Below are 12,383 nucleotides of genomic sequence, written 5' to 3'. Positions count from 1 at the left end.
GAATTGCGCAAAATAGCGCTCAGATCGATGCGGATCAGCGCAAGCGGTTTGCCGAATGTATGGGCTGTGCGAGCGTGATCTTGTCGGCGATCGTCCCCAGCTTTGTGAGAGCCGATGCCCTTAAAACGGCGTGTTACCCTTCCCCTTCAAGGCGGTCGGTGCGTCTTGCGTTCCGACCGCCTGTTTTTCAGGGGCAATTTAAGGTATGGTTATGCCTCAGAGGCAATAATTCTGCAGGAGAAGACGCAAAATGCGCGCAAGTTTTAAAATCATTCTCGTGGCAGCAGCCACAGCAACCCTTGCGGGCTGTAACACATCCGACCTTGAGCGGGCGGGTGTTGGCGCGGCAGCAGGCGGTATCACAGCAGCCGTTCTTAACGGCAATGTCGCAACGGGCGTCATTGTTGGTGCAGCGGGCGGCGCACTTTGTGACGATGTGGGCGTGTGCAACTAAGCCACGCGCTGACCAGCTAACTCAATTCAACCTGATAACGGACCATCGCGGGGCAAAGATGCCTTGCGGTGGTCTTTTGCGTTCTGTGTGGCCTGCGATGGCCAGGGAAGAGGGACAGACCTAAATGTTCAAGAAACTGCTTATCGCCAATCGTGGCGAGATTGCCTGCCGTGTGATCAAGACCGCCCGCAAAATGGGTATCCAGACCGTGGCGATCTATTCGGATGCGGACCGCAACGCGCTGCATGTGCAGATGGCGGATGAAGCGATCCATATCGGCCCGCCCCCCGCCAATGAAAGCTATATCGTGATCGATAAGGTCATGGAGGCGATCAAGGCCAGCGGGGCCGAAGCGGTGCATCCGGGCTATGGGTTTTTGTCCGAGAACATGAAATTCGCCCAAGCGCTGGAGGCCGCAGGCGTGGCCTTTGTTGGCCCACCCGCAGGCGCGATTGAATCCATGGGGGACAAGATCACCTCCAAGAAAATTGCCCAAGAGGCGGGCGTCTCCACTGTGCCCGGATATATGGGGCTTATCGCGGATGCGGATGAGGCTGTGAAAATCTCGGGCGAGATCGGATACCCGGTTATGATCAAGGCCTCGGCGGGCGGCGGCGGCAAGGGCATGCGGATCGCGTGGAATGACGAGGAAGCGCGCGAAGGCTTCCAATCCTCCAAGAACGAGGCGGCAAGCTCCTTCGGTGATGACCGTATCTTCATCGAGAAATTCGTCACCCAACCTCGCCATATCGAAATTCAGATCTTGGGCGATGCGCATGGCAATTGCATCTATCTGGGTGAGCGGGAATGCTCGATCCAGCGCCGCAACCAGAAGGTCATCGAAGAGGCCCCTTCGCCCTTCCTTGATGAGGAAACGCGCAAAGCCATGGGCGAGCAGGCCGTCGCCTTGGCACAAGCCGTTGGCTATACCAGCGCGGGCACCGTCGAGTTTATCGTGGATGGCGATAAGAACTTCTTCTTCCTCGAGATGAACACCCGCTTGCAGGTCGAGCATCCCGTCACCGAGTTGATCACTGGCATTGATCTGGTTGAGCAGATGATCCGCGTTGCGGCTGGCGAAGAGCTTCCCTTTGCGCAGGGCGATATCAAACTCAACGGATGGGCGATGGAAAGCCGCCTTTATGCCGAAGACCCGTATCGCAATTTCCTACCCTCGATTGGGCGCTTGACCCGCTATCGCCCGCCCGCCGAGGTCGCCTTGGACGACAGCGTCGTGCGCAATGACACAGGCGTTTATGAGGGGGGTGAGATCAGCATGTATTACGACCCCATGATCGCAAAGCTCTGCACTTGGGCGCCCACCCGTGCGGCCGCAATCGAAGAGATGCGCATCGCGCTGGACAGTTTCGAGGTGGAGGGGATCGGCCATAACCTGCCTTTCCTGTCGGCGGTTATGGATCACCCGAAATTTGCATCTGGTGATATCACCACGGCCTTTATCGCCGAGGAATATCCAGATGGGTTTGAGGGCGCGAGCCTGCCCGAGGCCGAGATGCGCCGCGTTGTGGCGGCAGCCGCGGCCATGTATTTTGTCAGCGAGGTGCGCCGCACCCGTGTCTCAGGGCGCATGGATAACCATGAGCGCCGCGTTGGCAGCGACTGGGTGGCGCGGATCGGCGAGGCGGAATACCCGCTTTCGATTTCTGCTGATCCAGACGGCTCAACCATCACGCTTGGGGATGGCACCGCGATGCGGGTCACCTCCGATTGGACACCGGGTGATCAGCTGGCCAAGCTCAGCGTCGATGGCAGCCCCTTGGTGCTCAAGGTTGGCAAGGTCCCGCAGGGCTTCCGTTTGCGGACGCGCGGCGCTGATATCAAGATTGCCATCCGCAGCCCGCGCGGCGCTGAGCTGGCGCGTTTGATGCCTGAAAAGCTGCCACCCGATACCTCGAAGCTGCTGCTTTGCCCGATGCCCGGTTTGATCGTGAAGGTCGATGTCGAGGTGGGCCAAGAAGTGCAGGAAGGGCAGGCGCTTTGCACGGTTGAGGCCATGAAGATGGAGAATATCCTGCGCGCCGAGCGCAAGGGTATCGTCAGCAAGGTCAATGCTGCTGAAGGCGATAGTCTGGCCGTTGATGACGTGATCATGGAGTTCGAATAACCCAATGGCGGATTGCGCTTGGCATATGGATCAAGGCGGTGGCGCGGCGCATCAGTTTGCGCTGCGCAACTCCTCCTGTCTGAGCGCGAAATTATCGATACCGCGCGTGATCTCGCGCACATCGCGGGGGCTGGGGCGTCGGAAACCGACAGCACCATCCTTGGTCATCACAACCAGCGCAAAGCCGCGCGGGCGCAATTCCTGCCGCAGCTCCGAGCGCGCCTCGGGATCGGTATCGGTGATGATTACCACGTCACGCTCCAATAGCGGATCGGGTCGCTCGGCCAGCAGTGAAAGCTGTTCACGAAAGCGCGGATCAGCGGGTGTGTCGGCAAAAATGATGATCGGGCGGGCCACCCATTGGAAATCGGCCAGCGTCACCTCAGTGGCATCAATAGGGGCCAGCGGGTCAATTTCCTGCGGCTCAACCATTTCGGCGCTGGCGAGTTCGGCCTCCTGCGCGAAAACAGGCAGCGCCACGATCATCGCGAAAACAAATGCAAAAGCTTGGTTCATATCGTCTCCGTTCGGATGTGATATAAGCAGCGCGCGGCGGAAAGCGAAGGTTTTTGCAAATATTCCGTGGCGTTTCTCTCTTCACCCTATGTTTAAGGCTATGCCCTATGCCCTTGCGCGGAGACCGCGAAAGGAAAGGGCAGGGCAGATGGAAGTCATCCTGCATCTTGGTGCACATCGCACAGCCAGCACCACGCTTCAGCGCACGCTCAAGCTGTCGCAACACGCGCTCAGGCAGGACGGGGTGGCTTGTTGGGGGCCTTGGCGCACGCGAAACGGGTTATTTGCGGGGCTGATCGGCCAGCCTGATCCGGTTTTGCCGTGGCAATCGGAACGGATTTTGCGCTCAACCGGTTTGATCCGGATGGAAACCTTGCGGCTTGAACAGGCGGGCTGCGCGGCTTTGCTGATCTCCGAGGAAAACATGCTTGGCAAGGTTGGTGAAAACCTGCGGGAAGGGGTGCTTTACCCCTATGCGGCACAACGTTTGGAAAGGTTCCGCGCAAGTCTTGCCGACCGCGTGCGCGTGGTTGCGCTGGCCATCCGCAGCTATGACAGCTTCTGGGCCTCCAGCATGGCGTTTGCGTTGCCCAAGGGCGGGCCACTGCCGACATCGCAGCTTTGCGCGCGGCTTACGAACCAGCCGCGTCGTTGGCGCGATATTATTGGCGATGCGGCCCGTGCATTCCCCCAAGCGCGCGTCATCGTCTGGAGCTATGAGGGGCTTGGCAACAGCCCATGTACACAGATGCGCGCCATGTTGGGGCGTGATCTGCCGCTGGATATCTCGCCGCAATGGCACAACCCCGCCCCGACCCCTGCCAAACTGGCGCTTGCATTGCAAAGCCGTGGCGAGGGCGAAGGTTTGGTGGATGCCGATGCGCGGCGCTTTTCGCCTTTCACACCCGAACAGCGCGGCGATTTGCGCGCGGATTATATCGATGATCTGGCTTGGTTGCGCGCAGGCGCAGACGGGCTGGCAAGCTATTTTGGTGACCCGAGCGATGTAAAAGAAGCGGGCACCACAGGACAAGGAAGAGGAAACCCCGATGACGCAGAGCACAGACGCTTGGCGTAAGCTGGCCGAAAAAGAACGCAAAGGCGGCTCGCCCGATGATCTGAACTGGCAGACGCTGGAAGGGATCGAAGTCAAACCGCTCTATACCGAAGCCGATAGCGCGGACCTGCCCCATATGGGCAGCCTGCCCGGTTTTGCGCCCTTCACCCGTGGGGTCAAAGCCACGATGTATGCGGGCCGCCCTTGGACGATCCGGCAATATGCGGGCTTCTCAACCGCCGAGGAAAGCAATGCTTTCTACCGCAAGAACCTTGCCGCAGGTCAGCAGGGTGTTTCAGTGGCGTTTGATCTGGCGACCCATCGCGGCTATGACAGCGACCACCCCCGCGTTGAGGGCGATGTAGGCAAGGCAGGCGTGGCCATCGACAGCGTTGAGGATATGAAAATCCTCTTTGATGGTATCCCGCTGGATAAGGTTTCGGTCTCTATGACGATGAATGGCGCGGTCATCCCGATCCTTGCCAGTTTCATTGTCGCAGGTCAGGAACAAGGCCATGACAAATCGGTTCTCGCAGGCACCATCCAGAATGATATTCTAAAAGAATTCATGGTGCGCAACACCTATGTCTATCCGCCTGAACCCTCCATGCGGATCGTGGCTGATATCATTGAATACACCAGCGCCGAGATGCCCAAATTCAACTCGATCTCGATTTCCGGCTATCACATGCAGGAGGCGGGCGCGAACCTTGTGCAGGAGCTGGCCTATACGCTGGCAGATGGGCGCGAATATGTGCGCACGGCCATCGCGCGCGGCATGAATGTGGATAAATTCGCAGGGCGTCTGAGCTTTTTCTTCGCTATTGGCATGAATTTCTTCATGGAGATCGCCAAGCTGCGCGCCGCGCGCCTGCTTTGGTCGCGCATCATGGATGAGTTCGAGCCGCAGGATCCGCGCTCGAAAATGCTGCGAACACATTGCCAAACCAGCGGTGTCAGCCTGCAAGAGCAGGACCCCTATAACAACGTGATCCGCACCGCCTATGAGGCGATGAGCGCGGTTCTGGGCGGCACGCAATCTCTGCATACCAATGCGCTGGATGAGGCGATTGCCCTTCCCACCGAATTCTCGGCTCGTATCGCGCGCAACACACAGCTTGTCTTGCAGGAAGAAACGGGGGTGACCAATGTCGTCGACCCTCTGGCAGGCTCCTATTACATCGAGAAACTGACCCATGATATCGCCGAGGCTGCTTGGGCCTTGATCGAAGAGGTCGAGGAGATGGGCGGCATGACCAAAGCCGTGGCCTCGGGCCTGCCCAAATTGCGGATCGAGGAATCGGCGGCCAAACGCCAAGCCGCGATTGACCGAGGTGAGGATGTGATCGTCGGGGTCAATAAATACCGCAAGGAAACGGAAGACCCGATTGATATTTTGCAGGTCGATAATGACAAGGTCCGCGAGGCGCAGATCGCGCGGCTGGCGCAAATCCGTGCAAGCCGCGATGAGCAAGCCTGCCAAGCCAGCCTTGACGAGGTCAGCCGCCGCGCCGAGGCGGGGGGCAATCTGCTGGAGGCCGCAATCGAGGCCGCGCGCGCACGTGCAACCGTGGGGGAAATCAGCATGGCGATGGAGAAGAAATTCGGTCGGCACCGCGCCGAGGTCAAAACCCTCGCAGGTGTTTATGGCGCGGCCTATGAGGGCGATGAAGGCTTTGCGCGCATCCAAAAGGATGTGGAGCAATTTGCCGAAGAAGAGGGGCGCCGCCCGCGTATGCTGGTGGTGAAAATGGGGCAGGACGGCCATGATCGCGGCGCCAAGGTGATCGCCACCGCCTTTGCCGATATCGGCTTTGATGTCGATGTGGGCCCCTTGTTCCAGACCCCTGAGGAAGCCGCGCAAGACGCCATCGACAACGATGTTCATGTGATCGGTATTTCGAGCCAAGCAGCAGGCCACAGAACCCTTGCGCCGAAACTGATCGAGGCGCTCAAATCCGAGGGCGCGGGCGATATCCTTGTGATCTGCGGCGGCGTGATCCCGCAGCAGGATTACGACTTCCTCAAGAAGGCGGGGGTGAAGGCCATTTTTGGGCCGGGAACCAATATTCCCGATGCCGCGCAAGACATTCTGCACCTGATCCGCGCCGCCCGTAGCTAACCCGCCTTGAACCCTGCCGCAGAACAACGCACATATGTGGCAGGTTTCAGGAGAGAGCGATCATGGCACTGCCGGTCAGGCAACAGATCATCTATTGGAGCGTCGCAGCCGTGGCGTTCCTTTTTATTCTTTGGTTTTTGGGCGATGTGATCCTGCCTTTCGTTGTGGGCGGGGCCATTGCCTATTTCCTTGATCCTGTCGCGGATCGCCTTGAGAAATTCGGGCTGAGCCGCGTGTTTGCCACCACCATCATCTCGCTTGTGGTGCTGTTTATGGTCGTGCTGGCGGCGCTGGTCGTTATTCCTTTGCTGATCGCGCAGACCACCGATCTGTTTCAGGCCGCGCCCGAGATTTTCCGCCAATTGCAGGTCTTCCTGATCGACCGTTTCCCCGATCTGATGGATCAATCCTCGCCCTTGCGCCAATCGCTCGTCTCGGTCGGCGAGACATTGCAAGCGCGCGGCGCGGAGTTGTTGAACACGGTGTTAAGCTCGGCCGTGGGGGTCGTGAATGCGCTGGTCTTCTTGGTCGTTGTGCCTGTCGTGGCCTTTTACATGCTGCTGGATTGGGACAATATGGTCGCCCGTGTTGATGAATTGTTGCCGCGCGATCATCGCAAGGTCATCCGCAACCTCGCCACCGAGATCGACCAGACACTGGCTGGCTTTATTCGCGGGCAAGGCACGGTCTGCCTGATCCTTGGCACCTTTTATGCGATTGCTCTGATGGTGATCGGTTTGCAATTCGGGCTGGTTGTCGGGCTGATTGCGGGGCTCTTGACCTTTATTCCCTATGTCGGCGCTTTGGTGGGCGGGGCCTTGTCTATCGGGCTGGCGCTGTTCCAGTTCTGGGGCGATTGGTGGATGATCGTGGCGGTCGCACTGGTCTTTCAGGTCGGGCAAGTGGTTGAAGGCAATGTGCTAACGCCCAAGCTGGTCGGCTCCTCGGTTGGTCTGCACCCTGTCTGGTTGATCTTCGCGCTCTCGGCCTTTGGCACGGTGTTTGGATTTGTGGGCCTTCTGGTGGCTGTTCCGATTGCGGCAATGATCGGCGTGCTCGTGCGATTTGTGTTGTCGCAATACAAACAGGGTTTGCTCTATCGCGGTTTGGGCGAGCAGAAAGACGACTGAGCCATGTCTGAACAATTGAGCCTTGATTTGCCCTATCGCGCGGCCATGGGGCGGGAGGATTTTTTCGTCTCTCCTGGCAATGCGGCGGCCGTGGCGGGCATTGATGACTGGCGGGATTGGCCCTTTGGCAAGATGGTTCTGGCGGGTCCCGCAGGTTCGGGCAAAACCCATTTGGCGCTTGTCTGGGCAGCGCAGGTCGGTGCCGAATGTGTCGCGGCCAGTGATCTGGAAGAAGCCCGCATTCAAGACCTAAGCGCAGCCCCCGCTTTGGTTATCGAAGATGCTGACCAGATCGCGGGGCAGCCCTCACTTGAGGAGTTGGTCTTCCATCTCCATAACGCCATGGCCGCACGGCAGGCCCCTTTGCTTTTGACCGCGCGCGATGCGCCGCAGCGTTGGGGCATCGGGCTTGCGGATTTGGCCAGCCGGATGAGCCAATCGGGCGTCTTGCGGCTTGAAGCCCCTGATGATGCGCTTTTGATGGCGGTCTTGGTCAAACTGGCGGGGGATCGTGGTATCCAGCTTACGCCAAAGGTGATCGGATTCGTTCTGCCGCGTATCGAACGTAGTTTTTCGGCCGCTCAAAGCTTCATCGCCGAGCTGGATGCCCGCGCTTTGGCTGAAAAGCGCGCACCGGGTTTTACCATTGCCCGTCAAATAATTGGTAATGAAAGATAAATAATTGTCATAAGACTGACATTTTAACCCCATAATGGCATTGTCATGACCATATCTGCCGATTTCCTGAATGCCCCCTATCCTGATCCCGTGGAACTTCCCGAGGACAAGACCAAAGGGCCCAAGCGTTTTTTCAACCGCGAGCTGAGCTGGCTCAACTTCAACTGGCGCGTGCTGGAAGAGGCGCAGAACCCGCGCGTGCCTTTGTTGGAGCGGTTGCGCTTTGTTTCGATCTCGGCGGGCAATCTGGATGAATTCTATACGGTCCGCGTGGCGGGGCTGCGCGAATTGGCGCGTGAGGGCAATGTCACGCCCTCAGATGATGGCCGCACACCCGCCGAGCAGTTGAAGCTGATCAACGAGAATGCCCGCAGGCTCATGCAGCAGCAGCAAGTGGCTTGGCGCGAAATCAGGGATGAGATGGCAGAGCAAGGGGTTGTCGTGGTCGCGCGCGGCGATCTGGAGCAGGCGGACCGCTCCTATCTTGAAGAGTTATTCTTGGCCGAAGTCTTTCCCGTTCTTTCGCCGCTTGCGATTGATCCGGCCCATCCCTTCCCCTTCATTCCGAATGAAGGATTTTCGTTGGCATTGAAGATGCGCCGCGAACGCGATGGCCGCGTGCTGCGCGCGCTTTTGCCCATTCCGGGCCAGATTGACCGCTTCGTGAAGCTGCCCGCCCCTGAGGGCACATCGCGGTTTCTGCCGATGGAGGAGCTTTTGCTGCTTCATCGCGGGCGGCTTTTTCCGGGCTATGAATTGACGGGCTCCTGCTCGTTCCGCGTGCTGCGCGACAGCGATCTGGAAGTCGAAGAAGAGGCCGAAGACCTCGTGCGCGAGTTTGAAACCGCCCTCAAGCGCCGTCGTCGTGGTGAAGTGGTGCGCTTGCAAATCTCCGAAGGTGCGCCCGAGGACCTGCGCGCCGAAATCATCGACCAGCTCGGCGTTCGCGAAGAAGAAGTGGTTCAGGTCAAAGGCATGATCGGCCTTGTGGGCCTGAAAGAACTGGTTGTGGATGAGCGGACCGATCTGATGTGGCCCGCCTTTTCACCGCGCGTGCCGGAACGGGTGCAGGACCATGAGGGCGATATGTTCGCCGCGATCCGCCAGAAGGATATGCTGCTGCATCATCCCTATGAGACCTTTGATATGGTCATCCGCTTTCTGGCGCAGGCCGCCCGTGACCCCAATGTGGTCGCGATCAAACAGACGCTTTACCGCACCTCGAATGAAAGCCCGATTGTTGCGGCTTTGTGCGAAGCGGCCGAGAATGGCAAATCCGTTACCGCTCTGGTCGAGTTGAAGGCGCGTTTTGACGAGGCCGCGAATATTCGCCAATCGCGCAAGCTGGAGCGCTCGGGCGCGCATGTGATCTACGGGTTCATCAATTACAAAACCCATGCCAAAATGTCTGTGGTTGTCCGCCGCGAGGGAGACAAGCTGGTGACCTATACCCATTACGGGACGGGCAATTATCACCAGATCACGGCGCGGATTTATACCGATCTCAGCTTGTTCACCTGCGATGATGCGCTTGGGCGCGATGCTACCAAGGTGTTCAATTATGTCGGCGGATATGCCGAGCCTGACGGGCTTGAGAACCTCAGCATCTCGCCCATCAGCCTCAAGGCCCGCATCCTTGAAGGCCTCAAGGCCGAGGCCGCCCATGCCAAGGCGGGCAAACCTGCGGTGGTTTGGGCGAAAATGAACAGCCTGATCGAGCCTGATGTTATTGACGCGCTTTATGAGGCAAGCCAAGCGGGCGTGAAAATTGATCTGGTCATTCGCGGCATCTGCGGCCTGCGACCCGGTGTGAAGGGCTTGTCCGAGAATATTCGCGTGAAATCCGTGGTTGGGCGGTTTCTCGAGCATTCGCGGATCATGTGTTTTGGCAATGGCCACGGCCTGCCGTCCAAGAAGGCGCGGGTCTATATCAGCTCGGCCGATTGGATGGGGCGGAACCTGAACCGCCGTGTCGAGACCTTGGTTGAATGCACAAACCCCACAGTGAAAGCGCAGATTGTGAGCCAGGTCATGGCGGCCAATCTAGCCGATACGGCGCAATCATGGGTGTTGCAGGCCGATGGCAGCTTTGCGCGGCCTGATCTTTCCAATGTCGATAACCCGTTTTCCTGCCACAGGTTTTTCATGGAAAACCCCTCCCTGTCTGGCCGCGGTAGTGCAGGTGCGAAAGACGTGCCCGAGTTAACACATAGTGAAGATTGACGATCCCCTCGCGGGTGTGTGAGATCACCCGATGATGGTCGAGGGATTCTCCAGCAATGGTTTGACCGATGAATTGCACCCCGAATGGGGTCCTTTCGGTGTGCCGCTTTTTGATGGGCCAGATGCCCGCGCGCTCTCCAGGGTTGGTGTGATTGATATCGGGTCAAACTCGGTGCGTTTGGTGGTGTTTGACGGTGCAGCGCGCAGCCCTGCCTATTTCTACAACGAAAAAATCCTCTGCGGCCTTGGCGCGGGCTTTTCCGAGACGGGGCGCCTCAACCCTGAGGGGCGCATCCGCGCGCTCAAAGCGCTCAAACGCTTTGCGACGTTGACGCGCTCGATGGATGTCTCGCCCTTGGTGACGGTGGCCACCGCCGCTGTGCGCGATGCCGAGGACGGGCCCGAGTTTCGCCAAGAAGTGGCCGAGGCCACGGGGCTTGATATCAAGGTTGTGGATGGCGGCGAGGAAGCCCGCCTTTCTGCGCAAGGTGTTTTGCTTGGCTGGCCAGGTGCGCAAGGTCTGATTTGCGATATCGGCGGCTCCTCCATGGAATTGGCCGAGTTGCAGGGCGGCGGTGTTGTCGGCGAGCGCCGCTCCTCTGATCTTGGCCCGTTGAAGCTGATGGGCATCAAGGGTGGGCAGAAGGGGCTGCGGGCCCATATCAAGGCGCGTCTGGCCGATTTGCACCAGCATTTCCCCGAAAAACCCAAACGTTTGTTCCTTGTTGGTGGCTCATGGCGGGCCATCGCGCGGGTGGATATGGAGCGGCGCGGCTATCCCCTGAAGGTACTGCATGAATATATCATGACGCCCAAGGCTATCCTCGAGACGATCAAATATATCAACCAATGCGATATGGACGAGTTGCGCGCCCGCACGGGCACAAGCGCCGAGCGGATGCGCCTTGTGCCGCTCGCCTCGCAAGTCCTCAAGGAATTGGTGCGAACAATCCGCCCGCGCGAGGTTGCGATCTCAAGCTATGGTATCCGCGAGGGGCTGCTTTATGAGCAGATGGGCGAGCAGTTGCGCCACCGTGACCCCTTGATCGAGGCCGCGCGCCATGCCGAGGCTTCGAATTCGCGCATTCCAGGTTTTGGATGGGCCTTGTTCCAATTCGTGGAGCCCCTTTTCCCACGGGCAAAACACAGCAAAAAGCGCCTGATCCGTGCGGCCTGTTTGCTGCATGATGTGTCGTGGCGTGCCCATCCCGATTACCGCGCCGAGGTCTGTTTCGACAATGCGACGCGGGCCAATCTCGGGGGGCTGAACCACCCTGAGCGGGTCTATTTGGGGCTGGCTTTGCTTCACCGCTATAAATCGTCGCGCGATGGCACAAATTTCGACCCAAGGCTTTTGGAACTGCTCTCTCCGCCGCAGGTGAAGGAGGCTGAAATTCTTGGCCGTGCCATGCGCTTTGCAGCCATGTTGACGCTGGAAAAACCGATGAACCACGCTGCTCTCAAGCTGTTTTCGAAGAATCAGAAGTTGCAGCTTACCCTCAAATCCAAAGACGCCGCTGATCTGTTCGGCGAGGTGGCTGAGGCGCGTTTCAATGCGTTGGCCGCTGCCATGGGCTGTGAGCCACATGTCGTCTACCCCCGCAAAAGAAAGTCTTAGCCTTTCGAGCCGTCATCGCGGGTGCATCCCAAAAGAAGCAGATCGCCGGGGTCTTTGGGGAAGCTGTATTCGCTGTCGATCACGCATTGTCTGCGTTTATCGGCCAATGCTGTCGTGATGATATCTTTGCGATAGGCGTCATAGGCCGCTTCGCTTGGAAAGGCGAAAACGGAATGAGAGTCAGGCGCGTTTTCGGTCCTCTCAAGATCACAGCGCCCCAGATATTCCCCACCATGCAGGCGCATAACGGCAACCGACCAATAGGCATAGGCCTGCCACAGCTCTCTTTGATCGGAGTTTAGCCATAGGCTGATCTCAACATAAAAGGGTGCGCGCCCCTCAGCTTGCACCGGTTTGGACGCATCAAGATCGGCCAAATCGACCGCAACAGGGTCTTTCAGATCAACAACGAATGAATTCATAACTCACCAATTTCAATTTCTTCACATCACGGCCTTGG

At 58.5% G+C, this 12,383-nt stretch carries 10 protein-coding genes; 8 read left to right on the top strand and 2 right to left on the bottom strand.

The window, feature by feature from the left end:
- Window positions 1-277 precede the first annotated feature (277 nt).
- Window positions 278-454, top strand: a complete 177-nt coding sequence (locus ACTYEO_RS03240; RefSeq protein WP_449322280.1) for a hypothetical protein — start codon at window positions 278-280, stop codon at window positions 452-454.
- Between the two features lie 124 nt (window positions 455-578).
- Window positions 579-2,579, top strand: coding sequence for an acetyl-CoA carboxylase biotin carboxylase subunit (locus ACTYEO_RS03235; protein WP_449322279.1), 2,001 nt, complete (start codon window positions 579-581; stop codon window positions 2,577-2,579).
- Between the two features lie 51 nt (window positions 2,580-2,630).
- Here the strand turns inward: ACTYEO_RS03235 and ACTYEO_RS03230 are convergent, their stop codons facing one another.
- Window positions 2,631-3,095, bottom strand: a complete 465-nt coding sequence (locus ACTYEO_RS03230; RefSeq protein WP_449322278.1) for a DUF4174 domain-containing protein — start codon at window positions 3,093-3,095, stop codon at window positions 2,631-2,633.
- Window positions 3,096-3,243: 148 nt separating this feature from the next.
- Between ACTYEO_RS03230 and ACTYEO_RS03225 the strand changes: the two genes are divergently transcribed.
- The 6 genes from ACTYEO_RS03225 (at window position 3,244) to ACTYEO_RS03200 (ending at window position 11,923) form a co-directional block, all read left to right on the top strand.
- Window positions 3,244-4,173 (top strand): hypothetical protein, encoded by a 930-nt coding sequence (locus tag ACTYEO_RS03225; protein WP_449322277.1) that lies wholly within the window; start codon window positions 3,244-3,246, stop codon window positions 4,171-4,173.
- A complete protein-coding gene (gene scpA / locus ACTYEO_RS03220; protein ID WP_449322276.1) occupies window positions 4,145-6,274 on the top strand; it encodes a methylmalonyl-CoA mutase in 2,130 nt (709 codons plus the stop codon). Before ACTYEO_RS03225 ends, scpA begins: the two co-directional genes overlap by 29 nt.
- 62 nt (window positions 6,275-6,336) lie before the next feature.
- On the top strand, window positions 6,337-7,404 hold the full coding sequence (locus ACTYEO_RS03215) for an AI-2E family transporter (RefSeq protein ID WP_449322275.1): 1,068 nt from the start codon (window positions 6,337-6,339) through the stop codon (window positions 7,402-7,404).
- Window positions 7,405-7,407: 3 nt separating this feature from the next.
- On the top strand, window positions 7,408-8,082 hold the full coding sequence (locus ACTYEO_RS03210) for an HdaA/DnaA family protein (RefSeq protein WP_449322274.1): 675 nt from the start codon (window positions 7,408-7,410) through the stop codon (window positions 8,080-8,082).
- Between the two features lie 45 nt (window positions 8,083-8,127).
- Window positions 8,128-10,305 carry an RNA degradosome polyphosphate kinase gene (locus ACTYEO_RS03205; RefSeq protein ID WP_449322273.1) on the top strand — a complete coding sequence of 726 codons (2,178 nt, stop codon included), beginning with the start codon at window positions 8,128-8,130 and terminating at the stop codon, window positions 10,303-10,305.
- 31 nt (window positions 10,306-10,336) lie between these two features.
- Window positions 10,337-11,923 (top strand): Ppx/GppA family phosphatase, encoded by a 1,587-nt coding sequence (locus ACTYEO_RS03200; protein ID WP_449322272.1) that lies wholly within the window; start codon window positions 10,337-10,339, stop codon window positions 11,921-11,923.
- On the opposite strand, the gene ACTYEO_RS03195 is transcribed toward ACTYEO_RS03200, so the two are convergent.
- The gene (locus ACTYEO_RS03195; protein ID WP_449322271.1) at window positions 11,920-12,345 is read right to left on the bottom strand and encodes a hypothetical protein; all 426 of its coding nucleotides are present in this window, start codon (window positions 12,343-12,345) and stop codon (window positions 11,920-11,922) included. The genes ACTYEO_RS03200 and ACTYEO_RS03195 overlap by 4 nt on opposite strands.
- Window positions 12,346-12,383: the final 38 nt, after the last annotated feature.

The organism is Rhodophyticola sp. SM2404, assembly GCF_053570515.1.
This window is presented reverse-complemented; position numbering and strand designations above follow the sequence as displayed.

Coding starts and splice junctions, on each gene's coding strand:
- ACTYEO_RS03235 (WP_449322279.1), top strand. CDS start 579: ATGTTCAAGAAACTGCTTATCGCCAATCGTGGCGAGATTGCCTGCCGT.
- ACTYEO_RS03230 (WP_449322278.1), bottom strand. CDS start 3,095: ATGAACCAAGCTTTTGCATTTGTTTTCGCGATGATCGTGGCGCTGCCT.
- ACTYEO_RS03225 (WP_449322277.1), top strand. CDS start 3,244: ATGGAAGTCATCCTGCATCTTGGTGCACATCGCACAGCCAGCACCACG.
- scpA (WP_449322276.1), top strand. CDS start 4,145: ATGACGCAGAGCACAGACGCTTGGCGTAAGCTGGCCGAAAAAGAACGC.
- ACTYEO_RS03215 (WP_449322275.1), top strand. CDS start 6,337: ATGGCACTGCCGGTCAGGCAACAGATCATCTATTGGAGCGTCGCAGCC.
- ACTYEO_RS03210 (WP_449322274.1), top strand. CDS start 7,408: ATGTCTGAACAATTGAGCCTTGATTTGCCCTATCGCGCGGCCATGGGG.
- ACTYEO_RS03205 (WP_449322273.1), top strand. CDS start 8,128: ATGACCATATCTGCCGATTTCCTGAATGCCCCCTATCCTGATCCCGTG.
- ACTYEO_RS03200 (WP_449322272.1), top strand. CDS start 10,337: ATGATGGTCGAGGGATTCTCCAGCAATGGTTTGACCGATGAATTGCAC.
- ACTYEO_RS03195 (WP_449322271.1), bottom strand. CDS start 12,345: ATGAATTCATTCGTTGTTGATCTGAAAGACCCTGTTGCGGTCGATTTG.